The 26,197-nt window shown below is 60.8% G+C and carries 24 protein-coding genes; 17 read left to right on the top strand and 7 right to left on the bottom strand.

Going from position 1 to position 26,197, the window contains the following annotated elements:
• Positions 1–9: 9 nt before the first annotated feature.
• From AVCG78_RS20085 to atzF, 9 genes are read left to right on the top strand one after another with little or no spacing between them, the layout of a single operon-like run.
• Positions 10–1,173, top strand: coding sequence for an ABC transporter permease (locus tag AVCG78_RS20085; RefSeq protein WP_234665035.1), 1,164 nt, complete (start codon positions 10–12; stop codon positions 1,171–1,173).
• On the top strand, positions 1,173–2,099 hold the full coding sequence (locus AVCG78_RS20080; RefSeq protein WP_071204076.1) for an ABC transporter permease: 927 nt from the start codon (positions 1,173–1,175) through the stop codon (positions 2,097–2,099). Before AVCG78_RS20085 ends, AVCG78_RS20080 begins: the two co-directional genes overlap by 1 nt.
• A 16-nt stretch (positions 2,100–2,115) precedes the next feature.
• Positions 2,116–3,132 (top strand): formamidase, encoded by a 1,017-nt coding sequence (locus tag AVCG78_RS20075; protein WP_071204074.1) that lies wholly within the window; start codon positions 2,116–2,118, stop codon positions 3,130–3,132.
• A gap of 14 nt (positions 3,133–3,146) precedes the next feature.
• Positions 3,147–3,842 carry a biuret amidohydrolase gene (biuH, locus tag AVCG78_RS20070; RefSeq protein ID WP_139191379.1) on the top strand — a complete coding sequence of 232 codons (696 nt, stop codon included), beginning with the start codon at positions 3,147–3,149 and terminating at the stop codon, positions 3,840–3,842.
• Positions 3,839–4,900, top strand: a complete 1,062-nt coding sequence (atzD, locus tag AVCG78_RS20065; protein ID WP_071204070.1) for a cyanuric acid amidohydrolase — start codon at positions 3,839–3,841, stop codon at positions 4,898–4,900. The genes biuH and atzD overlap by 4 nt, the downstream gene beginning before the upstream one ends.
• A complete protein-coding gene (locus AVCG78_RS20060) occupies positions 4,897–6,423 on the top strand; it encodes an ABC transporter ATP-binding protein (protein ID WP_156582608.1) in 1,527 nt (508 codons plus the stop codon). The genes atzD and AVCG78_RS20060 overlap by 4 nt, the downstream gene beginning before the upstream one ends.
• Positions 6,423–7,091 (top strand): cysteine hydrolase family protein, encoded by a 669-nt coding sequence (locus AVCG78_RS20055; RefSeq protein WP_071204179.1) that lies wholly within the window; start codon positions 6,423–6,425, stop codon positions 7,089–7,091. The genes AVCG78_RS20060 and AVCG78_RS20055 overlap by 1 nt, the downstream gene beginning before the upstream one ends.
• The gene (locus AVCG78_RS20050; protein ID WP_071204066.1) at positions 7,084–7,428 is read left to right on the top strand and encodes a cupin domain-containing protein; all 345 of its coding nucleotides are present in this window, start codon (positions 7,084–7,086) and stop codon (positions 7,426–7,428) included. The genes AVCG78_RS20055 and AVCG78_RS20050 overlap by 8 nt, the downstream gene beginning before the upstream one ends.
• 3 nt (positions 7,429–7,431) lie before the next feature.
• On the top strand, positions 7,432–9,225 hold the full coding sequence (gene atzF / locus AVCG78_RS20045) for an allophanate hydrolase (RefSeq protein WP_071204065.1): 1,794 nt from the start codon (positions 7,432–7,434) through the stop codon (positions 9,223–9,225).
• A gap of 15 nt (positions 9,226–9,240) precedes the next feature.
• On the opposite strand, the gene AVCG78_RS20040 is transcribed toward atzF, so the two are convergent.
• From AVCG78_RS20040 to AVCG78_RS20010, 7 genes are all read right to left on the bottom strand, one after another.
• Entirely contained in the window at positions 9,241–10,635 is a 1,395-nt protein-coding gene (locus AVCG78_RS20040; protein WP_071204063.1) for an amidase, read from the bottom strand.
• A gap of 26 nt (positions 10,636–10,661) precedes the next feature.
• Positions 10,662–11,654, bottom strand: a complete 993-nt coding sequence (locus tag AVCG78_RS20035; protein WP_071204061.1) for an ABC transporter ATP-binding protein — start codon at positions 11,652–11,654, stop codon at positions 10,662–10,664.
• Entirely contained in the window at positions 11,651–12,649 is a 999-nt protein-coding gene (locus tag AVCG78_RS20030; RefSeq protein WP_071204059.1) for an ABC transporter ATP-binding protein, read from the bottom strand. Before AVCG78_RS20030 ends, AVCG78_RS20035 begins: the two co-directional genes overlap by 4 nt.
• Positions 12,646–13,512 carry an ABC transporter permease gene (locus tag AVCG78_RS20025; RefSeq protein ID WP_071584425.1) on the bottom strand — a complete coding sequence of 289 codons (867 nt, stop codon included), beginning with the start codon at positions 13,510–13,512 and terminating at the stop codon, positions 12,646–12,648. Before AVCG78_RS20025 ends, AVCG78_RS20030 begins: the two co-directional genes overlap by 4 nt.
• Positions 13,509–14,459, bottom strand: coding sequence for an ABC transporter permease (locus AVCG78_RS20020; RefSeq protein ID WP_071204055.1), 951 nt, complete (start codon positions 14,457–14,459; stop codon positions 13,509–13,511). The genes AVCG78_RS20025 and AVCG78_RS20020 overlap by 4 nt, the downstream gene beginning before the upstream one ends.
• Positions 14,460–14,577: 118 nt before the next feature.
• The gene (locus AVCG78_RS20015; RefSeq protein WP_234665043.1) at positions 14,578–16,053 is read right to left on the bottom strand and encodes an ABC transporter substrate-binding protein; all 1,476 of its coding nucleotides are present in this window, start codon (positions 16,051–16,053) and stop codon (positions 14,578–14,580) included.
• Positions 16,054–16,247: 194 nt separating this feature from the next.
• On the bottom strand, positions 16,248–17,150 hold the full coding sequence (locus AVCG78_RS20010) for a LysR family transcriptional regulator (RefSeq protein WP_071204052.1): 903 nt from the start codon (positions 17,148–17,150) through the stop codon (positions 16,248–16,250).
• Between the two features lie 394 nt (positions 17,151–17,544).
• On the opposite strand from AVCG78_RS20010, the gene AVCG78_RS20005 reads away from it, so the two are divergent.
• The 8 genes from AVCG78_RS20005 to AVCG78_RS19970 all read left to right on the top strand — a co-directional run bounded on the left by AVCG78_RS20005 (position 17,545) and on the right by AVCG78_RS19970 (position 26,194).
• Positions 17,545–18,729 carry a transporter substrate-binding protein gene (locus AVCG78_RS20005; RefSeq protein WP_071204050.1) on the top strand — a complete coding sequence of 395 codons (1,185 nt, stop codon included), beginning with the start codon at positions 17,545–17,547 and terminating at the stop codon, positions 18,727–18,729.
• A complete protein-coding gene (locus tag AVCG78_RS20000) occupies positions 18,726–19,331 on the top strand; it encodes an ANTAR domain-containing response regulator (protein WP_071204048.1) in 606 nt (201 codons plus the stop codon). The genes AVCG78_RS20005 and AVCG78_RS20000 overlap by 4 nt, the downstream gene beginning before the upstream one ends.
• A 31-nt stretch (positions 19,332–19,362) precedes the next feature.
• A complete protein-coding gene (locus tag AVCG78_RS19995; protein ID WP_071204046.1) occupies positions 19,363–20,256 on the top strand; it encodes a proline iminopeptidase-family hydrolase in 894 nt (297 codons plus the stop codon).
• Between the two features lie 65 nt (positions 20,257–20,321).
• Positions 20,322–22,019 (top strand): ABC transporter substrate-binding protein, encoded by a 1,698-nt coding sequence (locus tag AVCG78_RS19990; RefSeq protein WP_071204177.1) that lies wholly within the window; start codon positions 20,322–20,324, stop codon positions 22,017–22,019.
• Positions 22,020–22,169: 150 nt separating this feature from the next.
• On the top strand, positions 22,170–23,201 hold the full coding sequence (locus AVCG78_RS19985; protein WP_174089748.1) for an ABC transporter permease: 1,032 nt from the start codon (positions 22,170–22,172) through the stop codon (positions 23,199–23,201).
• An 11-nt stretch (positions 23,202–23,212) separates the two neighbouring features.
• Positions 23,213–24,184: an ABC transporter permease gene (locus tag AVCG78_RS19980; RefSeq protein WP_071204043.1), complete on the top strand. Its 972-nt coding sequence runs from the start codon at positions 23,213–23,215 to the stop codon at positions 24,182–24,184.
• A gap of 1 nt (position 24,185) precedes the next feature.
• On the top strand, positions 24,186–25,211 hold the full coding sequence (locus AVCG78_RS19975) for an ABC transporter ATP-binding protein (RefSeq protein WP_071204040.1): 1,026 nt from the start codon (positions 24,186–24,188) through the stop codon (positions 25,209–25,211).
• Complete coding sequence (locus AVCG78_RS19970; protein ID WP_071204038.1) at positions 25,208–26,194, top strand: ABC transporter ATP-binding protein; 987 nt, start codon at positions 25,208–25,210, stop codon at positions 26,192–26,194. The genes AVCG78_RS19975 and AVCG78_RS19970 overlap by 4 nt, the downstream gene beginning before the upstream one ends.
• Positions 26,195–26,197 lie beyond the last annotated feature (3 nt).

The raw sequence follows: 26,197 nt of genomic DNA, 5'->3' as shown, positions 1-26,197 counted from the left end.
GCGCGGGCCATGACCACGACACCTGAGAGCCGGACACACCTGCCGCATGGCTTGCAACCCAAGTCTGCGGGGCGCCACGCGCTGCGTCCGGTGGTGGAATGGCTGGCCCGCCGCGCCGAGCCGGTGGCCATCACGCTGCTGGCCGTGCTGATCGGGCTTTGCCTGTTCAGCCTGTTCATCACCGCCATCGGCAAATCGCCACTGCAACTGTTTCAGCTGATGTTTGCGGGCGGCTTCGGCTCGTGGTTTTCTCTGCAAAATGCCCTTAGCCGGGCAGCCCCGCTGCTGCTGACCGCACTCTGCGTGGCGCTTCCCGCCCGGCTCGGCCTGACAATCATTGGCGCGGAGGGCGCGCTGGTGCTGGGCGGCCTGGCGGCGGCGGCCATTGCCGTACCACTCGCGCCGGGCTTTAGTCCCCCTGCTCTTTGGCTTGTCATGGGGCTTTGCGCCATGCTGGCGGGCGGTGTGTGGATCGGCTTTGCCGGGGCGTTGAAACATTATCGCGGCGTCAATGAAACCATCTCCTCGCTGCTGCTGGCCTATATCGCCATCGCGCTGATGAACCACCTGATCGAAGGTCCGCTGCGCGATCCGGCCAGCCTTAACAAGCCCTCGACCCTGCCCCTGCCCGCCGCCGACATGATCGGCAAGATCCCCGGCATGGACGTGCATTGGGGGCTGGCGGTCGGCGTCATCGCCTGTATTCTCTCCTATATCGTTATCGAATGGACCAGCATCGGTTTTGCGGCCCGGATCGCTGGCGGCAATATGCGCGCCGCCCAGATCCAGGGCTTGCCAGTTGGCAGGTTGATCGTCGGCTTCACCGCGCTGGCCGGCGGTTTTGCCGGTCTTGCCGGGATGATCGAGGTGGCCGCTGTTCAGGGCAGCGCCAATGGCGCGCTGGTGGCGGGCTATGGCTATACCGGCATTCTCGTCGCTTTCCTCGCCCGGCAAAATCCGCTGGCGATCATTCCCGTCGCGATCTTCCTCGGCGGCATCACCGCGTCCGGCGGCTTGATCCAGCGCCGCATGGGCCTGCCGGATGCCACCGTGCTTGTGCTTCAAGGCACGCTGTTCGTGGTCATCCTGTTTTGCGAAACGCTGTATGGCCGGTTCCGCATCTTTAATCCCGAGCTTTGGAAACAGCCGGACGCCGCGAAAGGAGCCCAATGATGGACGATAGCGCACTTGGCCTCTGGGGCGTGCCGCTGGCGATATTGGCTGGTGCCATCCGTGTCTCCACCCCCTTCATCTTCGTCAGCCTTGGCGAAACCCTGACGGAACGGTCGGGCCGCATCAATCTCGGTCTTGAAGGCACATTGGTGTTCGGTGCCATGGCCGCCTATGCCGTGGCTGTCATAACCGGTTCGCCCTGGGCTGGCGTGGCGGCTGCCATGGTGGCCGGATCGCTGTTTGGCCTGCTGCATGGCTTTATCTGCAAGTTTCCAAAGGTCAACGACATCGCCATCGGCATTGCGATGATGCAGTTCGGGCTGGGCCTCGCCTTCTTCTTCGGCAAGCCGTTCATCCAGCCGGTCGCCCCGAAACTGCCGGTGATTTCGCTCGGCTTCTGGTCGCATCTGCCGCAAATCCAGGCGGCATTGACCGTCAACATCCTGTTTATCATCGGTCTTGTGCTGGCACTGGTACTCTGGTGGGCGCTGAAGAATACCCGGATCGGCCTGATCCTGCGGGTGGTAGGCGACAGTTCGGATGCGGCGCGTGCCATGGGCATCAACCCCGACACCGTGCGCCTGCTGGCAACCATGGCAGGCGGGGCGTTGGCAGCGGTGGGCGGCGCCTATCTGTCGCTGTTTTATCCCGGTTCGTGGAACGAGCGGATTTCGTCCGGCCAAGGCCTGATGGCGGTGGCGCTGGTGATTTTCGCCCGCTGGAACCCACTCGGTTGCGTGCTGGCGTCCCTGCTGTTTGGCGGGGCTGGTGCGCTCGGCCCGGCGTTGCAATCGGTCGGCGTTAGCGAGGGCTATTATCTGTTTTACGCCGCACCCTATGTGCTGACCCTGATCATTCTCATCATCACATCGTCACCGACACGGGCGCTGTCCGGCGCACCGGCGGCGCTTTCCTTGACGAAATAAAGCACAGGAGGTTCCCATGAACGGATTGGGCGGATTGAACAAATCGGAACACGGCGTCGGCATTGGCCTCGTGCAGCTACAACTTCCCGTCACCGTGACGCCGGAAGATCTGGCCCGCCAGACCCAGGTGATCGTCGATCTGGTCGGCAAAGCCCGGCGCAACCAGACAGGCATGGATCTGGTGGTGTTTCCCGAATATGCCCTGCACGGCCTGTCGATGGACATCAACCCCGAGATCATGTGCCGGATGGATGGCCCTGAAGTAGCCGCCTTCAAGGCTGCCTGCAAACAGAACCGCATCTGGGGCTGTTTCTCGATCATGGAATACAATCCCGGTGGCATGCCCTATAATTCCGGCATCATCATCGACGATACCGGCGCGCTGAAGCTCTATTACCGCAAGATGCATCCGTGGGTGCCAGTCGAGCCATGGGAGCCGGGCGATCTCGGCATTCCCGTCATCGACGGGCCGAAGGGCGCAAAGCTGGCGCTGATTATCTGCCACGACGGCATGTTCCCGGAAATGGCGAGGGAATGCGCCTATAAGGGCGCAGAAATCATGATCCGCACGGCGGGCTATACCGCACCGATCCGCGAATCCTGGCGCTTCACCAACCAGTCCAACGCCTTCTGCAATCTAATGGTGACTGCCAATGTCTGCATGTGCGGGTCGGACGGCACATTCGACAGCATGGGCGAAGGGATGATCTGCAATTTCGACGGCTCGATCATCGCCCATGGCACATCAGGCCGCGTCAACGAGATCATCACCGCCGAAGTCCGGCCCGATCTGGTGCGCGAGGCGCGGCTGGGCTGGGGCGTGGAAAACAACATCTACCAGTTGGGCCATCGCGGCTATGTCGCAGTCGCTGGCGGCGCGCAGGATGCGCCCTACACTTACATGCAAGACCTGGCAGCAGGCCGCTATCGCCTGCCCTGGGAAGACGAGGTGAAGATCACCGACGGCACAGCCTGCGGCTTTGAAAAACCCACTCGCCTCTACGGCAAGCCTGCCAAATCCGCCGCCGAATAGGAGCCATCATCGATATGTCCACAGAGACAAAACTTCACACGCTTGCCGCCGATCCCTATCCCTGGCCCTATAACGGCGATTGGCGTCCGGATAATACCGCACTCATCATCATCGACATGCAGACCGATTTCTGCGGCCCCGGCGGTTATGTCGATCATATGGGCTATGATCTGTCGCTGGTGCGCGCGCCGATCGAGCCGATCAAGGCGGTGCTGGCAGCGATGCGGGCCAAGGGCTACCACATCATCCATACCCGCGAAGGCCATCGCCCTGACCTCGCCGACCTGCCCGCCAACAAACGCTGGCGCTCGCAACGCATCAAGTCCGGGATCGGCGATCCCGGCCCCTGCGGTCGCATTCTGGTGCGCGGCGAGCCGGGCTGGAACATTATCGAGGAACTGGCTCCGCTGGACGGTGAAACCATTATCGACAAGCCCGGCAAAGGCTCTTTCTGCGCCACCGATCTCGAACTGATCCTCAATCAGAAGCGTATCCAGAATATCATCCTGACCGGCATCACCACCGATGTCTGTGTGCACACCACGATGCGCGAGGCCAATGACCGCGGCTTTGAATGCCTGTTGCTGGAAGATTGCTGCGGCGCGACTGACTACGGCAATCACCTCGCCGCCATCAAGATGGTGACGATGCAGGGCGGCGTGTTCGGCGCAGTCTCCAATTCGAAAGACCTGATCGAGGCACTGCCGTGACCACATGTTTCCGCGCCTCGGTTTACCGCGTTGCCGCCGCTGCCCCGGATGACATATCCGGTGTTGAAGCGCTGATTGCTGGTGGCCTCGATCCGCACAGTATCGTCGCGGTGCTGGGCAAGACCGAGGGCAATGGCTGCGTCAACGATTTCACCCGTGGCTTTGCCACAGCCACATTTGAACAGCTGTTTGCCCGCCACGGCGTGACAGGCGTTTCCATCGTCATGTCCGGCGGCACGGAAGGGGCGCTCTCGCCGCATTGGACGATTTTCACCCGCGAACGGGTGGAGGCAGCGCCCAACCGCTCGCTCGCCATCGGCGTTGCCCGCACCGCCTCGCTTCTGCCGGAACATCTGGGCCGCAAGGAACAGGTGGATCTGGTCGCCCAGGGCGTACGCACTGCCATGGCCGATGCCGGGATCGACGATCCGGCGGATGTGCATTTCGTTCAGATCAAATGCCCGCTGCTAACCTCGGCGCGCGTAGCGGAAGCCCAGGCGCGTGGCAAACGCACGGTTATTGCCGAGACGCTGAAATCCATGGGTTATTCACGTGGCGCCTCGGCGCTAGGTGTGGCTGTGGCGCTGGGCGAGCTTGACATGGACGACATCAAGGACACCGACATCTGCCGCACGCTGGACCTCTATTCCGCCCGCGCCTCCACCTCGGCTGGTGTTGAACTGACCGATCACGAAATCATCGTTCTCGGCATGAGCGATCATTGGAGCGGGCCATTTGCCATGACGCATACGGTGATGTTCGACGCCATGGATGCGCCGAGCGTGCGGGCCGCCTGGTCCGACATGCCGCTTGGAAAACTGAGCGCCGTGCTGGCCAAGGCCGAACCAGATCCGCGCGGCACCGTGCGGGGCAAGCGCCACACCATGCTCGAGGATAGCGACATTTCCGGCACCCGCCATGCCCGCGCCTTTGTCGGCGGCGTGTTGGCGGGCGTGTTCGGCGAAACGGACCTGTATGTGTCTGGTGGAGCCGAACATCAGGGACCGCCCGGCGGTGGGCCGGTGGCAATTATTGTCGAGCGGGAGGACGTGATATGAAGCCGCACGAAAGTGCCATAGGCATTGAAACCGCCGCCATGACCATGCGGTTCGGCAGCTTCACCGCCCTCGATGCCGTCTCCATCAAGGTTCAGGCCGGTTCATTCCACGCCTTGCTGGGCGAAAACGGTGCAGGAAAATCGACTCTGGTCAAATGCATCATGGGCTTTTACCGCCAGACCTCAGGCCAATTGCTGGTCGAAGACCGGGAAGTGGAAATCGCCTCGCCCCGCGATGCGGCAGCGCTAGGGCTTGGCATGGTCTACCAGCATTTCACGCTGGTGCCGTCGCTGACCGGAGCGGAAAATCTGGTCATCAGCCGTAATGCCGTGCCTGCAATGATCAACTGGCGGCGAGAGCGTCAGGCGCTCAACGATTTCATGGCAACCATGCCCTTCCAGATTCCGCTGGAGCGCCCGGTGCGGGAATTGTCGGCGGGTGAAAAGCAGAAGCTGGAAATTATCAAGCAACTCTATCTCGGACGCCGGTTCCTGATCCTTGACGAGCCGACATCGGTGCTGACCCCCGCCGAGGCGGATGACATGCTGGGCCTGGTGCGGGGCATGACCGAGCGTGGGGCGCTGACCGTGCTGATGATTTCCCACAAATTCCACGAGGTGCAAAAATTCGCCGATTCGGTGTCAGTGCTGCGGCGTGGCAAGCTGGTTGGCTCGGGCCGCACAGCAGACCTGACAACGCAGGACATGGCGGCAATGATGATCGGCGATGTCAAACTGGCCGAGCTGGACAGCCGTTTGCCGGTCGTGGAAGAAAGCCCTTCCATCCTGTCGATCCGGGGTATGAAAACCCGTGATCGCAGTGGCTTGAAGAGCATCGAGGTCGATGATCTCAAAGTCCGAGCTGGCGAAATCGTCGGGATTGCCGGCATTTCCGGCAATGGTCAAAAGGAACTGGCCGAAGTGCTGGCTGGGCAACGGCCTGCCGAGGCGGGCGATATCACCGTCAAGGACCGGCCTTATACGGCCACCCGTCAGGAAACGCGGGCCGCCAATGTCCGCTTCATCCCGGAAGAACCGCTGCTGAATGCCTGCGCGCCGAGAATGTCGGTGGCTGAGAACCTGAATTTTCGCGATTTCGATGTGGATGCCGAGGGAAAGACCCGGTTCTGGCTGAATGCCAAGGCGATGCGCGAGACAGCCGGGCGGTTGATTGCCGATTTCAAGATCAAGACGGCCTCGCCCGCCTCGCCGATTGCCTCGCTGTCCGGCGGCAATGTGCAGCGCGCTGTGCTGGCGCGGGAGCTGACCGGCGATGTCGATCTGCTGGTTGTCTCCAATCCATGCTTTGGTCTGGATTTCTCCGCCGTCGCCGAAATCCGCGCCCGGATCATGAAAGCGCGCAACAATGGCAGCGCCGTGCTGCTGTTTTCCGAGGATCTGGACGAGTTGATGGAAATGTCCGACCGCATTGTCGTGATGTCGGATGGCAGGCTGGTTTATGAGACCCCGGCGCGCGGCGCCGACATTGCCGTGATCGGCGCCCATATGGCAGGACATGCATGATGGTGGATATCAAGGCCCAACCCTTCGCCTTCCCATTGAAGCTGGACCAGGCGGCGATTGTCATCATCGACATGCAGCGCGATTTCACCGAGCCGGGCGGCTTTGGCGAAACACTTGGCAATGATGTCAGCCTCGTCAGCGCCATCGTGCCGGATGTGAAACGCTTGCTGGAGGCGGCCCGCGCCCACGGTCTTACCGTGATCCACACGATGGAATGCCACAGGCCCGATCTCTCCGACCTGCCGGATGCCAAGCGCAATCGCGGCAATCCTACCCTGCGGATCGGTGATCCCGGACCGATGGGCCGCATCCTGATTTCAGGGGAATACGGCACCGGCATTCTGCCGGAGCTAGCGCCTGTTGACGGCGAGTTGGTGATCGAAAAGCCCGGCAAGGGTGCGTTCTATGCTACCACTCTCGGTGAAGAGCTTACAGCGCGCGGCATTACCCAGTTGATCTTTGCCGGTGTCACCACCGAGGTCTGCGTGCAGACCACGATGCGCGAAGCCAATGACCGGGGCTATGACTGCCTGCTGATTGAAGAAGCCACCGCCAGCTATTTCCCGGCCTTCAAACAATCAACCCTGGAGATGATCCGCGCCCAAGGCGGCATTGTCGGCTGGACCGCCCATCTCGACCCCTTTCTGGAGGCGCTTGCCCATGGCTGAAACGACCCGTGACCATATGCTTTTAGGTGGCTGGAAAAGCCTGCCCTATGAGCCGTTCCGCAAGGGTGTGACCATTCACTGGATCCGCCACTTTGAGGGTGACCAGCCCGGCGTCGCGCTTCTCGCCTATCAGGCCGGAGCCTCGGTTCCTCGCCACCGCCACGAGGGGCTGGAAACCATTCTGGTGTTGGAAGGCAGCCAGTCGGACGAGACAGGCACCTACGGCACCGGCTCCTATATCGTCAATGCGGCAGGCACCGAACATTCTGTGTGGAGCATTGATGGCTGCACCGTCCTGATCCAATGGGATCGCCCCGTAACACTATTGGAAAATTGATCCATGGCATTTTCTCAAGCTTTTGATATTGCATCGCTTCACGCCGCCTATGCCTCTGGCTGGACACCACAGGAGATGATCGAAGAGGTATTTTCCCGCATCGCCGCCATCAACGATCCCGGCATTTTCCTTAAGCTTGCCGACAAGGCGGTCTTGCTGGAGCAAGCGCAGGCGCTCGGCGCTTTTTCACCGGAGACAAAGCCGCTCTGGGGCATTCCTTTTGCCGTCAAGGACAATATCGATGTCGCGGGCCTGCCAACCACCGCCGCCTGCCCGGACTATGCCTATACGCCCGAAACCGATTCAACTGTGGTGCGCCTGTTGAAAGAAGCCGGTGCCTTGGTGATCGGCAAGACCAATCTGGACCAGTTCGCCACTGGCCTGGTCGGCGTACGCACGCCCCATGCCATTCCCCGCAACGCAATCGATCCCAAACTGGTCCCCGGCGGCTCCAGTTCCGGTTCGGCTGTGGCGACGGCGCAGGGCATTGTCAGCTTCGCGCTCGGCACCGATACGGCAGGCTCTGGCCGCATTCCAGCCGGGTTGAACAATATTGTCGGGCTAAAGCCCTCGGTCGGGGCGCTGTCGGCCACCGGCGTCATCCCCGCCTGCCGCACCCTCGATTGCGTATCGATCTTCGCACTGACGGTGGAAGATGCCCACAAGGTCTTCACCGTCGCTGCAAAACTCGACGTAACGGACGCCTATTCCCGCCCCATGCCGGTGGGCCATGCGTTGGCGTCCGCGCCAGTCCTGCGCATTGGCGTTCCCGCCAAGGCCGACCGCGAATTCTTCGGCGACAGCCTTATGGAAGCAAGTTTCGAAAAAGCGCTGGCGGAGCTTTCGGCCATGGGCCACACGCTCGTGGACCTGCCGTTTTCCGGCTTTTACGAGGTCGCAAACCTGCTCTATGAAGGCGCCTGGGTGGCCGAGCGCTATGCGGCGGTCAAAGACTTTTTCGATGCGAAGCCCGAAAGCTTCCATCCGGTGACGCACACGATCTACAGCGCGGCGAAAACCCTGACTGCCGCCGATGCGTTTTCCGGCATGTACCGCCTGCAAGCGCTGAAGCAGCAGTTGGTGCCGGTGATCTCCTCCGTCGATGTGATCTGCGTGCCGACAGCCCCAACCCATTACACACTGGCCGATCTGCAAGAAGAGCCGATCAAGGCCAATTCACGCCTCGGCACCTATACCAATTTCGTCAATCTTCTGGACATGTGCGGCATTGCCGTGCCAACAGGCAAGCGTGGCGATGGCCTGCCTTCAAGCGTCACGTTGCTGGCACCCTCCGGTGCCGATGGCCTGACCGCAGCACTGGGTTCAGCCTTGCACAGCCGCCTTGGCACCACCATTGGTGCCACCGGATGGCCGCTGCCGCAAGCACCTGAAAGGCCAGTGGAAAAGGCGGAGGGCCTGATCCCTGTCATCGTCGTCGGCGCGCATCTGTCCGACATGCCGCTCAATCACCAACTGACCAGCCTCAACGCCAGGTTCCTGCGGGCAGGTACAACATCGGCCAGCTACAAGCTGTTTGCCCTACCCAACCAGACACCGCCCAAGCCTGGCCTGGTCCGGGTCGAGCAAGGTGCCGCGATTGCCGTGGAAATCTGGCAGTTGACGCCCGCTGGCTTCGGCCAGTTCGTCAACATGATTCCCTCGCCGATGTGTATCGGCACGGTTTTCCTGGATGACGGATCGAGCGCCAAGGGCTTCTTGGTAGAGCCTTCGGCGGTCGAAGGCGCTGAGGACATTACCCATCTCGGCGGCTGGCGGGCCTATATCGCCAGCCTTTGAGCCTCAATAAGCCCCTCAAGACCGTGGCGGCTGCGGCCAAGTGCTGATCCGCCCGGTCCAGCTTTCAAACAGTTTCGACAGTTTCAGCACGGTCAGATCAGCAAACCGTGGACCGACGATCTGCAAGCCAATCGGCATGCCGCTGCTTGAAAAGCCGCAATTGATCGATGCCGCAGGCTGTTCCGACATGTTCCACGGCACCGTGAAGGCAATATGCTCGAAAGGCTTCTGCGGATCATTGGTCGGCGAGGCCCATTCCGCCGGGTAGGAAACGACAGGATTGACCGGCGACAGAACCGCATCGACGCGGGTAAACAGGGCGCCGCAGGTCTTACGCATCTCGATGGTTTGGCCAAAGCCCTTGACCGCATCGACGCCACTGACATTGGCACCGCCCTCGGCCCATTCATAGATATAAGGCAGGATCATCTGGCGCTTTTCCGTGCTGAGGGCGGCAATATCACCCCAGAATTTTGCTCGCCAGAACACATCCAGCCCATCCAGCATGGCGCGGTTCATCACCGGGCCAACCTCGAAAACCTCGGCCCCTGCCGCCTCGAACCGCTTGGCGGCGGCAATAATTGCCTCGCGCACCTCCCCCTCGGCTGCAAGACCGCAGCCGGCATCCAGCATGAGGCCGATTTTCATGCCGCTGATATCGATAGCCTCGTCCAGCCAGTTGATTTCTTCTGGGGGAAGACTGGTCCCGTCACGCCAATCCGGGCGCGCCAGTGTCATCATCGAATAGGCGGCATCATCAACGCAACGGGTCATCGGCCCGGCGCAACGCCCGACATAATACGGATCAACAGGGATGCGGCCATGGCTGGGCTTAAAGCCGAACAGCCCGGTCCATCCGGCTGGCAGGCGCACAGAGCCGCCAATATCGGTGCCGATATGCAGCGGGCCGAACCCGGCAGCCCCTGCCGCTGCCGCACCGGCACTGGAGCCGCCGGGGTTTTGGCTCAAATCCCAGGGATTGCAGCTGAGCGGATGAAAACTCGACAGGCCCGAAGACAACATTCCATAATCCGGGCAGGTGGTCTTGGCGAAAATCACCGCACCGTCTTCGCGCATCCGTGCCGCAATCGGCGCGTCTGCCGCAGCAGGCACGAGATCAACGGCGGCAGTGCCAAGCGGCACCGGCTGGCCTTTCGTGGCGATTAACTCCTTCAGCGAGACGGGAATGCCGTCGAGCGGGCCGAGGGCCGCGCCGCGCTGCCAACGATCCGTCGAGGCGCGGGCCTGGGTGCCGGCACTTTCAGGGTCATAGAGGTAAAGCGCCTGAACCGAGGGCTCGAAAGCGTCGATCCGAGCCTCAACGGCGTTCCAATAGTCTTCCGGCGACAGGGTCTTGGCGCTGAAACCGGCAATCAGCTCCCGGATGGTCAAATCAACAAGATCGGTCATTCCTGGCTTTCTATATCTTTGGTCTTTTATCGGATGAAGGTGTCAGTCCCGGCCATCACCTCGGCGCGGTGGCAGGCCGCCTCGCGTCCAGGCATGATCTCGCGCAGCGCTGGCTGTTCCATGGTGCAGCGTGTCTGCGCCAGTGGACAGCGAGCGCGGAACGCGCAGCCAATATCGGGATTGCCGCTGATATCAGGCAGAGGGGCAGGCTTTTGCGGCTTGCCGAAACGGTGAACGCTTGGCTCGGCATCGGCCAGAATTTTCGTATAGGGGTGCAGGGGCTGCTCGAAGACCGCATGGGCCGGTCCCTGCTCCACCAGCTTGCCGCGATACATCACCCCGACCCGATCAGCGATACAATCAACCACCGCCAGATTATGGGTGATGAACAGAAAGCTGACCCCGCGTGTGCGGCGCAGATCCATCAACAAGTTGAGGACCTGCCCCTGCACCGAGAGATCGAGCGCCGAGACCGCCTCATCGGCCACGACAAGTTTCGGTTCGGTGATCAGGGCGCGGGCAATGGCGATCCGCTGACGCTGGCCGCCGGAAAACTCATGCGGATAGCGCTGCACATGACCTGCCTGCAAGCCGACGCTTTCCAGCATCGCGGCAACTTTCTCGCCGATTGCTGCCTTACCCGGCCTTGGCGACAGCACATGCAAGGGTTCAGCGATAATCCGCCCGATGGTCTGGCGCGGATCGAGAGAGCCGAACGGGTCCTGAAACACCATCTGGAAAGCTTGCCGCTTGCGCTTCAGCGCTTCTGGCGACAGTGAAAACAGATCGTCGCCGTCAAACAGGACATGGCCCGACGTTGGACGGTCGAGCGCCATCACCAGCCGGGCAAGGGTGGATTTTCCACAACCGCTTTCACCGACAATGCCATAGATCTCGCCGCGCCCAACCGTCAGCGACACCTCATCCAGCGCCCGGCTGGTATGCGGCTTCCCGAACAGCGGACGGCTGGTATAGTCGCGGGCAAGCATGCGGATATCGAGAAGGCTGGTTCCGGTCATCCGCGGATCTCCCCTTGCTCAGCGCGCAGACAGCGCACACGGCGATCCTCGCCCTGCCTCGACCAACCCGGCGCAGTGAGACGACATTCCGTCATCACATCAGGGCAGCGGTCGGAAAAGCAGCAGCCTTCAGGCAGCTGCGCAAACCCCGGAACCGTGCCGGGAATGGTGACAAGCCTGCCTTGCTCGCCATCCTTTCCAGGCACCCGCTTAGGCACAGCGGAGAGCAGGCCCCGCGTATAAGGATTGAGCGGGGCGGTCAGAACATCGCGGGTTGGACCTTCCTCCATCCGTCTTCCGGCATAGAGAACCAGGGTTCGGTCGCACATGCGGGCGATGACGCCGAGATCATGGCTGACGAGGATCAACGCCATCCGGTATTCGCGCACCAGATCATCGAGAATATCCAGCACTTCGGCCTGGACCGTCACATCAAGCGCCGTGGTCGGCTCATCGGCGATCATCAGCGCCGGTTTCAGTGCCAGTGCAATGGCGATGCCGACGCGCTGGCGCTGGCCGCCCGACATTTCATGCGGATAGGTCCCGGCCCGGCGCTTTGCGTCGGGAATGCGGACCTGATCGAGAAGCACCACCGCCTCGCGGCGCGCCTGCCGCCAGCTGAGGCCACGATGCCAGACCAGGCCTTCGGCGATCTGGTCGCCAATGGTCATCGCCGGATTGAGTGCCGTCAGCGGCTCCTGGAAGATCATGCCAATCCGGTTGCCACGGACCTTGCACAGCCGATCTTCGCTGGCGCTCAACAGGTCCTCTCCGTCAAGCAGGATCTGGCCAGCCGGGCGCGCAACGCGTGGCAAGAGGCCAATAACCGCGAGCGATGCCAGTGATTTTCCCGATCCGCTTTCACCGACAATGCCAAGCGTTTCGCCAGCTCGCAGATCAAAACTCAGGTCATCGATAATGGGCATGGAACGGCCATCGGGGAGATCAACCGCAATGGACAGGTCTCGAATGGAGAGCAATGGTTGTTCGCTCATGAACGCCCCTTTTCACGCGGGTCGAGAAGATCGCGCAGCCCATCGCCCAGCATGTTGAAGCCGAGCACGGTGAGCGCGATGGCAAGGCCCGGCAGGATAGCAAGCCAGGGCGCGGCAGCCAGATAGGTCTGGGAATCGGCCAGCATCCGCCCCCAGGTCGGCGCCGGTGGCGGCATGCCGAGACCAAGAAAGCTCAAGCCCGCCTCGGTCAGAATGGCCAGGCCAAGCTGGATGGCGACCTGTACGATGATCTGGCTGGCAATATTGGGCAGGACATGTTCGATGGTGATCAGCACCTGACCCTTACCTGCGGCGCGCGCCGCCAGCACATAATCCCGCGACCAGACCTGGAGGGCCGCACTGGCGGTAACGCGGGCAAAAACCGGCACCATGAACACGGCGATGGCGATAATGGCGGTAAACCGCCCAGTGCCGAGCAGCGCGCCGAGCATCATAGCCGACAGGATCGGCGGAATGGCGAAAATGACATCGTTGATCCGCATGGTCAGCGCCTCGACCATGCCGCGCCGCGCCGCAACCGTGACGCCGAACAGCGTGCCGACGCCTGCGCCAAGCACCACAGCCGCCATGGCTGTCGTCAGGGAATTCCAGGCGCCGACCATCAGCATCGAGGTCAGGTCGCGGCCCAGCTGGTCGGTTCCCAATAGGCCATGCACCAGCGGCGGTTTCAGCTTGTAGATGATTTGCATCCGGGTTGGCGGCAACGGTGTCCAGACCAGCGACAGCAGTGCGATCGCCACCAGCAGGATTATAATCAGCCCGCCGATCAGCAATGTCGGGCGAAGAAAAAGACGGGTCACCCTTCCGCTAGACGGTTTTGAGGTTGTCACGGTTGTGGTCATTTGCCCCTGCCCCGCAATCTTGGGTCCAGTACGAGATAAGAGAGATCGACAAGGAAATTCATGATGATGACCAGGCCCGCAAAGAACAGCACAACATCCTGCATGACGATAATGTCGCGCTGGTTCAGCGCCTGATAGGCAAGCCGCCCCAGACCCGGCAGGTTGAAGACATTTTCAATCAGGATGGCCCCGGCGATCAGGAAGGTGAATTGCAGGCCAAGAATGGTCATGACAGGCACCAGCGCATTCGGCACCGCATGACGCCACAAAGCCGCCCGTCGTGTCAGGCCCTTGGCGCGGGCGGTGCGGACGAAATCCTCGTTCATCACCTCAAGCACCGCCGAGCGGGTCACGCGGGTCAATACGCCTGCCTGCGGCAGCGCCAGTGCTATGGCCGGCAGGGTTAGCGACAGCAGCGCCGGGCCGACCCCTGCCTGCCACCCGGCAAAGCCACCAGCCGGCATCCAGCCAAGCCCTATGGAGAAGCCGAGCACCAGCAGCAGACCAACCCAGAAACCCGGAACGGCGATGAACAGTTGCGACAGAAAGCCAGCCGTATAATCAAAGCCGCTATTGCGTCGGGAGGCCGAGGCCACACCCATCGGGATGGCGATTGCCATGGACAAAAGGATCGCCATCACCGCCAAAGGCAGCGTAACGGTGAGGCGCTCGCCGATCAGGCCAGCCACCGGCACGCCGTAGGTATAGGACTGACCCAAATCCCCCGTCACGGCACCTGCCAACCAGTGCAGATAGCGGATCGCCAGCGGTTGATCGAGGCCAAGTTCATGGCGCAGCGCCGCCAGCGTATCGGGGCTTGCCGAGGTGCCTAACATGACGGCGGCGGGGTCGCCAGGTAACACATCCATCAAGATAAAGATCAGGATGGACACGGCAGCCAGTGTCAGGACAAGGCCGCCCAGCCGCCTGAGAATAAGGGCAAGCATCTCTGGTTTTCCTTCCGCACGGATTTTTCGGGCCCGCTCCGTGCTAGGACGAAACAGTCAATCTCACGTGCTCTTGCATCGGGAGGCGATGGCCGTTTCAGGTCATCGCCGATCAGGATCAATCCTCCCAATACACCTGTGACAAAACATTGGCGGGGATCGGTTCGTTTTCCCACAAGCCCTTGATTTTCTTGTTCCACACGCCAAGCTTCGGCATGACGAACAGATAGAGCGCTGGCACATCTTCGGCAAGAATCTGCTGCGCCTGACCGTAGAGCGTGGCCTGGGCCGCCGGATCGGATGTGGCCTGGATTTTCTTGATCGTCTCGTTGAAGACCGGGTTCTTATAGTTGAAATAATAGGGGTCGCGGGCATAGATATCGATATCCATTGGCTCGGCGTGAGCAACGATGGTCATGTCGTAATCCGTCCCCTTGAACACGTCCGACACCCATTTTCCCGGAAACTCGGTGGGCTCTATCGTCATCGTCACGCCAATTTCGGCCAGCATGGCCTGCATGATTTCGGCGCTGCGTGGCGCATAGGTCATTTGCGGGGTCTTGATGGTGAAGCTGAACCCATTCGGATAACCCGCTTCCTCCAGAAGCGCCTTGGCCTTTTCCGGGTTATAGGGCAGAACCTTGGTGGTATCGATATAACCCGGATCGTTCGGCGTATAATGGCTGCCGATCACAGTGCCGTAGCCGGACCAGGCGCCTTCCACCAGCGTCGAACGATCAATTGCCATCATCAACGCCTGGCGCACACGCTTGTCGTTGAATGGCTTGCGGGTGTTGTTCATGCCCGCCACGACCTTCAACTCGGTATTGCCGACCACAGTCGCAAGCTTGGCGTCGTCCTTGAAACTGTCCATCAGTTCCGGCGCGCTGAACTCTGGAAAGGCATCGACGCCGCCGGATTTCAGCGCCGCCGCCTGGGCCTGAGCATCGGGAATGAAGCGGAACACCACCTTGTCGAGGCCAAGCTTCACCTGCTTGTTCCAGTAATCAGGGTTGGCGGCAAGCTCCACCCGGTCGCCCTTGGTCCAGCTGACGAATTTGAACGGGCCTGTGCCGATGGGATTGGTCTTGTCGTCAGCAGCACTTTTCGGGGCCACCATCACGGAGGCGGGCCAGCCCAGCCAGTAGAGCAGCGAGCCCGCTGGTTCCTTCAGTTTCAAGACCAGCGTTGCCTTGTCCGGCGTCTCGATACTGTCGATGGCGCTGAAAAACCGTTTCTGGCCATTGGTCGAGTCCGGGCCACGCGCCCGGTCGAGCGTGAATTTCGCCACGGAGGAATCAAACGCCTCACCATCGTGGAACGTCACGCCCTCCTGGAGCTTGAATGTGTAGGTGAGACCGTCGGGGGAGATCTCCCAGCTTTTCGCCAGCTGCGGCACGATCTTGCCGTCACGGTCGATGGCAACCAGCCCTTCAAAAATATTCTGCCAGGTCACCTGGCCGATGGCCACGGGGGCTGCCACCGTCGGATCAAGCCCGGTCGGCTCGATATTCATGCCGAGTGTCAACGTCCTTTGGGCCGCCGTCGCCAGGCCGGGGCCGACAAAACAGACCGTCGTCGCCGCCAGCGTCATCAACGCGATGCGACGCAAAGTGCCCGGCTTGAAAAAGCGTGCATGAACCATCGTCAAATTCCCCTTCGTGAACGCTCGTTTTTCCGTGTTTACCACGGGTGGCGTCATTGCCGAAAATACTGTCATTTCGCAAGCAACCACACAATGCGGTTTTTTGTGTTCTGCGTGGAGCGCAAAACGCTACACGCATGTCTTCATTTCCCCATCTGCTCGCGCATGAACCGCTCAACCGCATCCACCAGCTTTGAAGCGGCAAACGACAATTGCCGGTCACCGGCGACGCAAAGATCGATGGGTGTGCGGATACCCGCCCCACCGGCAATCGGGATTACCACCAGTTCTCCAGACCGGCGTTCACGCGCCACCGTCTGGGCTGGTAGCAATGTCAGGGCGGCACCGCGCAAGACCAGTTCCCGCTGCATTTCCAGCGATCCCGTCACAAAGACCGGATCAAGCTCCAGACCGGCCTTGGAAAACCAGGCATCGAAGGCGCGGCGTGCACCAAAGGACCCATCCGGCACCGCCAGTGGAAAGCGGGCAAGCTCGGTGATGGTCATTTCCGCCAAGTGCGCTGCCGGATGATGGCTGGCGGCGATGACATCATAAATGATTTGCGCCCGTGCTCGCACCCTTATGCCCGGATCAGGCTCGGAAAACAGGGTAACAGCCATGTCCGCCTTGGCACTCGATAAGGCCTCCATCGCCTGACCAGCGCTGGAAATGGTCACCGAAAACCGGATATTGGGATAGACCAGGCTGAAATCGGCCAGAGCCGGTGCCAGCAAATTGGCAACCGTCGCACCGTTTGCGTGGATAGTGACATGGCCGCGCTTCAAGCCCTGGAGATCGTCGATCAGCTGGTGAACATGGTTCAGCTCCCGCAATGTCTTGCCCGCTCTTGCCGCCAGCAGCTCGCCCGCCGCCGTCAACTGGATGCCCCGGCTCGATCGCTCGATCAGCACCGTCCCGAAGTAATGCTCCAGCTGGTCGATCTGTCGGGCAAAGGCAGTCGGCTGCACATTCAGACGCTCGGCAGCAGCCCGCATCGAGCGGGTTCGCACCAGTTCATCGAAATAGATCAGTGCTTTTATCTGCATGCCCGTTCATCCCCGCCGCAGCAGAATTGCCAGATTTCTCCATGCCTTCCAAGTCCCGTCTGGGGTGATGTTTTTCCCATATTGGCCCTGTCGCTCCGTTAAGCGCGGTCGTTGCAGAAGACACAAGCGCGCAACCATTAAAGCCTATTAAATGGGCGAAAATTCCTGTTGACTATATTTTAACCTGGGCATAGCCTGCAAGTGAGCTTCCGATAATCCACACGGATTTAGGGGCAAACTGGCGACAGGACACCATTTATCGTCATTGTCGCCGATCACATGGCTTTGATGCCGAAGGCAAACACGCCCCGCCACTCGTCTTCACGGACGGGCCGGGGCTTTTTTTATGCGCGATTTTGACTGTCAGAGAAAATCGCATGACCAGAGAGACTGCATGACAAGGATGACCGTTCCGATTTCGATCCTGTTCTCGACCACCGGGCCCTATGCAGCACTCGGTCGGGAAGCCGTCGACGGGGCGATGGCGGCCATTGCGCAGATCAATAGCGATGCGGCATTTGCTGTTCAAATCGAGGCGAAACTGGCTGATCCCGGTGGTAATGCCGAGCGCTATGGACTGATGGCGGAAGCGGCCACCCGCGACGATGGCTGCAAGCATATCATCGGCGCCATCACATCCTGGAGCCGCAAGGAAGTCCTGCCGGTGGTCGAACGGTCCGGAGCCCTGCTCTGGTATGCCTTTCCCTATGAAGGCTATGAAGCAAGCGACAGCGCGCTTTATCTGGGTGCCTGTCCCAACCAGCACCTTCTGCCGCTGTTTGCGCATGTCCTGCCACGGTTCGGTCGGCAGCCTTTCATTGTCGGGTCCAATTATATCTGGGGCTGGGAAGTCAGCCGGATCGCCCGGGAACTGACCGAGGCCAGCGGCGGCCAGGTGGTCGCCGACCGGTATATGCCGCTCGGCTCGACCCAGGTTGATCACCTGATTGCCGAAATCCGTCAAAAGCGGCCCGATTTCATCCTGAGCAATCTCGTCGGCCAATCGGCAGCCGCCTTTCTGGCAGCCTATGACGCCCTGCGGCGCGAAGATCCAGATTTCGGCCCAGAACACTGTCCCGTCACCGCCTGCAATCTCTGCGAAACGGATCTCGCCGGTCTGGAGCCATCCGCCCGGATCGGCCACATTACCACATCTGTCTATTTTCAGGGATTGGAAACCGAGGAAAACCAGGAGTTCAAGGCAGGAATCGCACGGCGCCATGGGCAGGATCGCCGCCTGACCACACCTTTCGTTTCTGCCTATACCGCTGTCATGGTCCTGGCACAGGCCATTGCCGATGTGGGCAGCGACATGCCGGAGGCCGTGCGCCATGCCGCCACGAACCGGCTGTTTCGCACCCCGCTTGGGCCATTGAAAATCGACCCCCGCACCCAGCACGCCGCGCTTCGCCCGCATATCGCGCTTTCGGACCACGATGGTTCCTTCACGCTGTTTCAGAGTGCGACGGCGCCCATCGAGGCTGATCCCTATCTGGTGCGCAGCCAGCCAAAGCGAATGGAAGACACCCCGCCCGCCCCTAAACCTCAGACCTCACCGTCGCTGAAGGTGATCAAATGAAGCGGCCAGATCGTCCCCTGCTTGCCAATTGGCATGCGATCATCCTGCACCGTCCGCATCCTTCCGTCGATGCGCTGCAACGCCAGCTCGAACTCCTGCATATCCGGGTAACAATTGCTTGGCCGCAGCTGGATGAGAGCCATGCCGGGGCTGATATCGTGTTTTTCGACGCCGACATGGGCCATGACGGTCAATTTCCCTGGCCAGCCGGCTTTGCGCCAATGCCGATGGTCGCGCTGATCGGCTCGGAAACCCCGGGGCGGATCGAATGGGCGCTGTCGCAAGGCTCCAATGCCCATCTCCTAAAACCGGTCGGCTCTACCGGTGCCTATAGCGCCCTTTTGATCGCCGCCCATGCCTATCAGGCAGCCCGCAGCCAAGCAGATGACATCCGCAGTCTGGAAAACCGGGTCCGTCAAAGGCCGGTCGTTGTGCATGCCGTGCTGGAATTGCTGCGGCAGGGTGCCTGCACCGAGGCTGAGGCCTGGCGCAGATTGCGCATGGTGGCGATGGACTGGGGCATGACAATCGAGGATGCCGCGGAGGCCATCTGCCGCAATGACCGGCATATCGGCGAGCTTCCCATCCCGAAATCCAACTGAAACAGAATTGCAGTCCATAAGGAGTTTTTGCGTGTCGAGTATTGAAGGTTTCGCCCCCTACGGCGAGTATCAGACCTGGTACCGGGTCACCGGCGATCTCACCTCCGGCAAGCCGCCGTTGATCGTGGCGCATGGCGGTCCCGGCTGCACCCATGACTATGTCGACAGTTTCAAGGACATCGCCGCAACGGGCCGCGCCGTCATTCATTACGACCAGGTCGGCAATGGCAAATCCACCCATTTGCCCGACAAGGGCGGCGACTTCTGGACCGTTGCGTTCTTCAAGGCCGAACTGCACAATCTGATCGACCATCTGGGCATTCGCGGCGCCTATTGCCTGCTCGGTCAATCCTGGGGCGGCATGCTCGGCGCTGAATTTGCCGTGGACCAGCCCGAAGGGCTGAAAGCTCTGGTGATCGCCAATTCGCCCGCCTCGCTGCGCACCTGGGTCTCAGAAGCAAATCGGCTGCGTGAAGCGTTACCTGCTGACGTGCAGGCGACATTGCTGGCGCACGAACAGGCGGAAACCACTGATAGCGAAGACTATATGAAGGCCACCGATGTCTTCAACCAGCGCCATGTCTGCCGCGTCGTGCCGATGCCAGCAGAAGTGCAGCGCACCTTTGATGCGATTGCCGCCGATCCGACTGTTTATCACACGATGAACGGCCCCAATGAATTCCACGTTATCGGCACCATGAAGGACTGGACAATTGAGGGTCGGCTCTCGACCATCAATGTCCCGACCCTGCTGATTTCCGGCCGGTTCGACGAGGCGACCGAAGCCTGCGTGCAGCCCTTCGCAGACGAGATCCCCGATGTGCGCTGGCGGATTTTCGAACAGTCCAGCCACATGCCGCATGTGGAAGAGCGCGATGCCTGTATGGCGGAAGTCAGCGCCTTCCTTGACCAGAAAGCGCCCTGATAACGGCCCCGACAAGAGCCGCCAGAATGAACACAACCCAATAAGAACCAGAGGGAATGAACTCCATGACCAGATCGACCAAAGCCTTGTCCTGCAAGGCAGGCACATTTCTCGCAACCTGCCTTCTCGCCCAGACCGCACTTTCCGGCCTCTCCTATGCAGAGGACCGGGCGGCGCTGATGGCCCAGCATCGCGGCGGCACCATGGTGCTTTCCGCCGTTTCGGCAGCAGGCACCATTGACCCCGCCATCAACTATACCGGCCAATACTGGCAGGTGTTGCAGATGACCAATGACGGCTTGGTCAAGTTCAAGCAGGCCGCCGGCACTGAGGGCTTCAAGATCGTGCCTGATGTGGCAGAAGCCATTCCCGAGCCGCAGGACGATGGCAAAACCTATGTGTTCAAGATCCGCAAGGGCATCATGTTCTCGACCGGGCAGGAGTTGAAGCCATCGGATGTGGCTGCCTCCTTCCAGCGCATCTTCAAGGTCAATGGCCCCACCACCGGCAGCTTTTACAACGGCATTGTCGGCGCAGATAAATGCATTGCCGATGCAGCAAACTGCACGCTTGAAGGTGGCGTGGTTGCCGATGACGCGGCGGGTACCGTGACCATTCACCTGACCCAGGCGGATTCGGAATTCTTCGACAAGATGGCCGTGCCACATGCCAGCATCCTGCCCGCAGATACGCCCGCCAAGGACGCTGGCACGACGGCCCTGCCTGCCACCGGCCCCTATATGATTGCCAGCTACAACCCGAATGAAAAGATGGTGCTGAAGCGCAATCCGCATTTCAAGGAATGGAGCGTCGATGCCCAGCCGGATGGCTATGCCGACGAGATCGTCTATCAGTTCGGCATGACCGAGGAAGCCACGATCAACGCCATCCAGAACGGTCAGGTAGACTGGATGTTCGACACGCCGCCCGCCGACCGTCTTCCTGAACTGGGCTCGAAATATGCCAAGCAGATGCATATCGATCCGCTGGCCGCCTTCTGGTACCTGCCGATGAACACCAATCTGGCACCATTCAACAATATCAAGGTGCGCCAAGCGGTAAACTATGCGCTCGACCGCGACGCGCTGGTTGGACTGTTCGGCGGCGATGCGCTGGCCTCCCCAACCTGCCAGATCCTGCCGCCGGATTTCCCCGGCTATGCTCCCAATTGCCTCTATACCAAGAACCCCGGCGAAAGCTGGAGCGAGCCTGATATGGACAAGGCCAAGGCGCTGATCAAGGAAAGCGGCACAGCTGGCCAGAAAGTGACGATCATTGCCGAGGATAATGCGGTAGGCCGCGGCATCGGCACCTATGTGCAAAGCCTGTTGAACGAGCTGGGCTATGACGCCTCACTGAAAGCGATCTCGCCGAATATCGAGTTCACCTATATCCAGAACACCAACAACAACGTCCAGATCAGCGTCACGCAGTGGTACATGGATTATCCAGCCGCGTCCGACTTCATCAACGTGCTGCTGTCCTGCGACAGCATCCATCCGGGCAGCGATTCCTCCATCAACATCGCCGGTTACTGCAACAAGGAACTGGACAAGCAGATGCAGGACACGATGGCCCTCTCCATAAAGGACCCGAAAGCGGCTGACGCCAATTGGGCCAAAATCGACAAAGCCTTCATGGAACAGGCACCGCTCGCGCCATTGTTCACGCCAAAGAGCGTCAACTTCACCTCGGCACGGCTAGGCAACTACCTGTTCAACAAGCAGAACCGCTGGGTGATCTCGCAATCCTGGGTCAAGTAAAGGGCAGGCATACTGACGGGCGAAGCGTAAAAAAGCCCTCCCCTTTTGGGGAGGGTTGGGGAGAAGTCTTTTACTTAAAAAGCCTTCTCCCTCCATTTCCTCCATGAGCAAGCTTGAAGAGAAGCGCAGATGAACGATGTGTCGGAAGGCATGGCCAGCCATGCCCAATCCAATCGAGAGCCTGAACCGCAGGCCCCCAGAAAAGCCGGTGGCGCCAGCCCGTGGCACCGTGCCTGGCGGTTGCTTCGAAGGGATAAATCGGCCATTGCCGCCGCGCTCGTGCTGCTGGTCATCATCGCCTCCAGCCTCGCCGCCCCGCTCTATGCCTCGATGATCTCGGGCACCGACCCGTTCCGCTCCAATCTTAGCGGCAGGGTGACAATCGACGGTCAGCGGGTGAAGGTCATGCAGGCGTCTACCGAAGGCCTTGGCCTTGGCGTTACCCCCATTGGGCCAACCCTCAAAGGCCCGTACTTCCTTGGGGCCGACAGCCAGGGCCGCGATATTGCTGCCCGCCTGCTCTATGGCGGACGCAATTCGCTACTGATATCCGCATCATCAACCTTGATCTGTCTGGTGCTGGCCGCAATCGTCGGGATTTCGGCTGGCTTCTTCGGCGGCGTCACCGATATGGTCCTGTCGCGCATTCTCGACATTCTCTGGGCTTTCCCGGTCTATCTTCTGGCCATTTCACTGTCCATCGTGCTGATTTCGCAAGGCATTACCATCGGCCCCATCGAGATCAATTCCAGCAGCCTGCTGCTGCCCATCGGCATTATCGGCATTATCTACGTGCCTTACGTGGCGCGTCCGGTGCGCGGGCGGGTGCTTTCGCTCAAAAACAGCGAATTCGTGCTGGCCGCCATCGGCCTTGGCATTCCCAAATGGCGTATCCTGTTGAAGGACATCTTGCCGAATGTCTCGACCACGCTGATCGTTTTCATTCCGCTGATGATGGCGCTGAACATCATCACCGAATCCTCGCTGTCCTTCCTCTCCATCGGCGTACAGGCCCCGGATGCCAGCTGGGGCACGATCATCCAGGATGGCCAGGGACTGCTTTACACCCGCCCGCTGGTGGCCCTGGCGCCGGGCATTGCCATTGTGCTCTGCGTGCTGGCGCTCAACGTGCTGGGTGACAGCGTGCGCGATGCGCTCGACCCGCGCACCAAAGTGATTTGAGGAGCCGCCCGATGATTTACGCCCTCATTCAACGTTTCGCCCAGATGATCTTCGTGCTGTTCGGCATTTCGGCGCTGGTGTTCCTGATCTTTTTCGCCACGCCCGGCGCCGATCCTGCCGCCCGCATTGCCGGACGCAATGCCTCGCCGGAAACCGTGCAGGCGATCCGCAAGGAGTTCGGCTTCGACCGGCCGCTGCCGGTGCAATACGGCATCATGATGAAACGGCTGTTCATCACCCAGGATCTCGCCTCCTTCGTCAACCGCGGCATGAAAGTCGTGCCGCAAGTAACGGCGGCCGCCCCCGTGACCCTGTCGCTGGTATTCGGCGCCGCCGTGCTCTGGGTGATCGGCGGTATCGCGGTCGGGGTGATTGCCGCCATGGCCCGCGATACGGCGCTCGACCGCGGGTTGATGGTGCTGGCGCTGATCGGTGTTTCCATGCCGGTCTACTGGCTGGGCGAGGTGATGAACCTCATCTCCCAGAACCGATTCCACGACACGATCTTTTTCTCCTGGGTGCCATCGCTTGGCTACAAGCCGTTATTCACCGATCCCGCCGGATGGTTCAAGACGCTGATTATCCCGTGGTGTACATTGGCCGCACTTTATATCGGCATCTATGGCCGGGTGCTGCGGGCAACGCTGGTCGAATCCTATCAGGAAGATTTCATCCGCACTGCCCGGGCCAAGGGTCTTAGCCCGTCGCGCGTCATGCTGCACCATGCGCTCCGCACCTCACTCATTCCGTTCGTCACCATGTTCGGGCTGGATTTTGGCGCATTGGTCGGCGGCTCGGCACTGCTGACGGAAGTGGTGTTCGGGCTGAACGGCGTCGGACGCCTGACCTATCAGGCCCTGCTCAATCTCGACCTGCCGATGATCCTTGGCACTGTGATCTACGCCTCCTTCTTCGTCGTCATCGCCAATGCCCTGGTTGATGTCGTCTATGTGCTGATCGATCCGCGCGTGCGGGGGAATTGAGATGACCCAAGTAGAAAAACCCCTGCTGCTCGACGTTAACGGTCTCAGTGTCTCCTTCGCCACCGATCGCGGCTATGTGCGGGCCGTGCGCGATGTGTCCTTCGCCGTGCGCGAAGGCGAAATCCTGTCTATCGTCGGCGAATCCGGCTCCGGCAAATCAGTGACGCTGTTGTCGCTGCTCGGCCTGCATGACCGCAAGACCACGCGGGTGGACGGCACCGTCACCTTTCGCGGCCAGCGCATTCTGGAGATGTCGGCGAGCCAGATGCGGCGCATTCGCGGCAAGCAGATCGGCCTGATTTCCCAGGACCCGATGACGGCGCTGAACCCGGTGAAATCAGTGGGCTGGCAGATCGCCGAACAGATCCGCGCCCATGAGCCGATCTCGGCTCGGGCGGCACGGCTGCGGGCCATCGAACTGTTGGGCGAAGTCGGCCTGTCCAATCCAGGTGAAGCGGTGGACCGCTATCCGCATCAGCTCTCCGGCGGCATGCGCCAGCGCGTCGTCATTGCCATGGCGCTCTCCTGTAGCCCGGCGCTGCTGGTGGCCGACGAGCCGACAACGGCACTGGACGTTACCGTTCAGGCACAGGTGCTCGACCTGTTGATCCGTTTGCGCAAGGATTTCGGCTCGGCGATCATTCTCATCACCCATGACATGGGTGTGGTCGCCGAAGTCGCCGACCGGGTGGCGGTGATGTATGCGGGCCGCATCGTTGAGCGCGGCACAACCGACCAGATCTTCTCGACACCGATGCATCCGTATAGCTGGGGCCTGATGGCTTCGATACCGCCTTTGACCGGGCCGCGCCTGAAGCGGTTGAAATCCATTCCCGGCATGCCGCCCACTCCAGACAGCCTGACGGAGGGCTGTGGATTTGCACCGCGCTGTATGTTTGCGCGGGAGGGCTGCGCAGCACATCCGCCATTGCGGCGCATGGGAGAACAATCAGCGCTCTGCGTGCTGGAAGGGCCGGAGCGTGAGGCCCTTCGCCAAGACATCCTGCCGCTGGAGACCCTGGCATGAGCGAAACATCTCACACCACGCCCCTGCTCTCGACACAGGATCTCACCAAGAGTTTCACTGTCGGCAAGACCATGCGTCCCGGCTCCGGCAAACTGCTGCGCGCCGTCGAAGGCATCAGCCTCGACGTCTATCCCACGGAAACGCTGGGCCTGGTTGGCGAATCCGGCTCCGGCAAATCGACGCTCGGGCGGTGCCTGACCCGCCTTTACGATGTCAGCGGCGGATCGCTGACCTTCGACGGACAAGACATTACCAAGGTGGACGGCAAGACGCTGAAATCGGTGCGGCGCAAGATGCAGATGATCTTCCAGGACCCCTCCGCCTCGCTCAATCCGCGCCGCAAGGTGCGCGATGTACTGAGCGAAGTGCTGAAGGTTCACAAGATCCGCGAGGGTGCCGCTATCGAGGACCGGTTGGCCGAACTGATGGATCTCGTCGGGCTCCGGCGCGAATATCTCGACCGCTATCCGCATGAGTTTTCCGGCGGCCAGCGCCAGCGGATCGGCATTGCCCGGGCCCTGGCGGTCGAGCCGAAGATGATTGTTGCCGACGAGCCGGTCTCGGCGCTCGATGTTTCCGTGCAGGCGCAGATCGTCAATCTGTTCAGCGATTTGCGCGAAAAGCTCGACCTCACCTATGTATTCATCGCCCATGATCTCGCCGTGGTGCGGCAGGTGTCAACGCGGGTGGCGGTGATGTATCTCGGCTCCATCGTTGAGATCGGCGACACGGATGCGCTCTATGCCAATCCCAGCCATCCCTACACACAGGCGCTACTGTCGGCCATTCCGCAGCCGCATAAGCGTGACAAGCGCGAACGCATCCTGCTGACGGGCGAGATTCCAAGCCCCCTCAATCCGCCGGGCGGCTGCAAGTTTTCCACCCGCTGTCCTTATGCGAAGGATATCTGCCGCGACCTGCGGCCACCGCTGACGCCTGTCTCGGCAGAGCGCAAGGTCGCCTGTCATTTTCCGCTGGATTGAAGA

The organism is Gillisella vitis, from assembly GCF_021559775.1.
GTDB classification, from domain to species: Bacteria; Pseudomonadota; Alphaproteobacteria; order Rhizobiales; family Rhizobiaceae; genus Allorhizobium; species Allorhizobium ampelinum.
The sequence above is the reverse complement of the archived record's forward strand: the minus strand, read 5'-3'. Positions and strand labels throughout refer to the sequence as shown.

What these genes read in the sequence shown, in the direction of transcription:
- AVCG78_RS20010 (WP_071204052.1), bottom strand. Translation starts at nt 17,150, where the DNA reads ATGCAGATAAAAGCACTGATCTATTTCGATGAACTGGTGCGAACCCGC.
- AVCG78_RS20055 (WP_071204179.1), top strand. Translation starts at nt 6,423, where the DNA reads ATGGTGGATATCAAGGCCCAACCCTTCGCCTTCCCATTGAAGCTGGAC.
- biuH (WP_139191379.1), top strand. Translation starts at nt 3,147, where the DNA reads ATGTCCACAGAGACAAAACTTCACACGCTTGCCGCCGATCCCTATCCC.
- atzF (WP_071204065.1), top strand. Translation starts at nt 7,432, where the DNA reads ATGGCATTTTCTCAAGCTTTTGATATTGCATCGCTTCACGCCGCCTAT.
- AVCG78_RS19985 (WP_174089748.1), top strand. Translation starts at nt 22,170, where the DNA reads ATGGCCAGCCATGCCCAATCCAATCGAGAGCCTGAACCGCAGGCCCCC.
- AVCG78_RS19970 (WP_071204038.1), top strand. Translation starts at nt 25,208, where the DNA reads ATGAGCGAAACATCTCACACCACGCCCCTGCTCTCGACACAGGATCTC.
- AVCG78_RS20085 (WP_234665035.1), top strand. Translation starts at nt 10, where the DNA reads ATGACCACGACACCTGAGAGCCGGACACACCTGCCGCATGGCTTGCAA.
- AVCG78_RS20035 (WP_071204061.1), bottom strand. Translation starts at nt 11,654, where the DNA reads ATGACCGGAACCAGCCTTCTCGATATCCGCATGCTTGCCCGCGACTAT.
- AVCG78_RS20075 (WP_071204074.1), top strand. Translation starts at nt 2,116, where the DNA reads ATGAACGGATTGGGCGGATTGAACAAATCGGAACACGGCGTCGGCATT.
- AVCG78_RS20080 (WP_071204076.1), top strand. Translation starts at nt 1,173, where the DNA reads ATGGACGATAGCGCACTTGGCCTCTGGGGCGTGCCGCTGGCGATATTG.
- AVCG78_RS19990 (WP_071204177.1), top strand. Translation starts at nt 20,322, where the DNA reads ATGACCAGATCGACCAAAGCCTTGTCCTGCAAGGCAGGCACATTTCTC.
- AVCG78_RS20030 (WP_071204059.1), bottom strand. Translation starts at nt 12,649, where the DNA reads ATGAGCGAACAACCATTGCTCTCCATTCGAGACCTGTCCATTGCGGTT.
- AVCG78_RS19975 (WP_071204040.1), top strand. Translation starts at nt 24,186, where the DNA reads ATGACCCAAGTAGAAAAACCCCTGCTGCTCGACGTTAACGGTCTCAGT.
- AVCG78_RS20040 (WP_071204063.1), bottom strand. Translation starts at nt 10,635, where the DNA reads ATGACCGATCTTGTTGATTTGACCATCCGGGAGCTGATTGCCGGTTTC.
- AVCG78_RS20020 (WP_071204055.1), bottom strand. Translation starts at nt 14,459, where the DNA reads ATGCTTGCCCTTATTCTCAGGCGGCTGGGCGGCCTTGTCCTGACACTG.
- AVCG78_RS20015 (WP_234665043.1), bottom strand. Translation starts at nt 16,053, where the DNA reads ATGACGCTGGCGGCGACGACGGTCTGTTTTGTCGGCCCCGGCCTGGCG.
- AVCG78_RS20005 (WP_071204050.1), top strand. Translation starts at nt 17,545, where the DNA reads ATGACAAGGATGACCGTTCCGATTTCGATCCTGTTCTCGACCACCGGG.
- AVCG78_RS19980 (WP_071204043.1), top strand. Translation starts at nt 23,213, where the DNA reads ATGATTTACGCCCTCATTCAACGTTTCGCCCAGATGATCTTCGTGCTG.
- AVCG78_RS20060 (WP_156582608.1), top strand. Translation starts at nt 4,897, where the DNA reads ATGAAGCCGCACGAAAGTGCCATAGGCATTGAAACCGCCGCCATGACC.
- AVCG78_RS20000 (WP_071204048.1), top strand. Translation starts at nt 18,726, where the DNA reads ATGAAGCGGCCAGATCGTCCCCTGCTTGCCAATTGGCATGCGATCATC.
- AVCG78_RS20050 (WP_071204066.1), top strand. Translation starts at nt 7,084, where the DNA reads ATGGCTGAAACGACCCGTGACCATATGCTTTTAGGTGGCTGGAAAAGC.
- AVCG78_RS20025 (WP_071584425.1), bottom strand. Translation starts at nt 13,512, where the DNA reads ATGACCACAACCGTGACAACCTCAAAACCGTCTAGCGGAAGGGTGACC.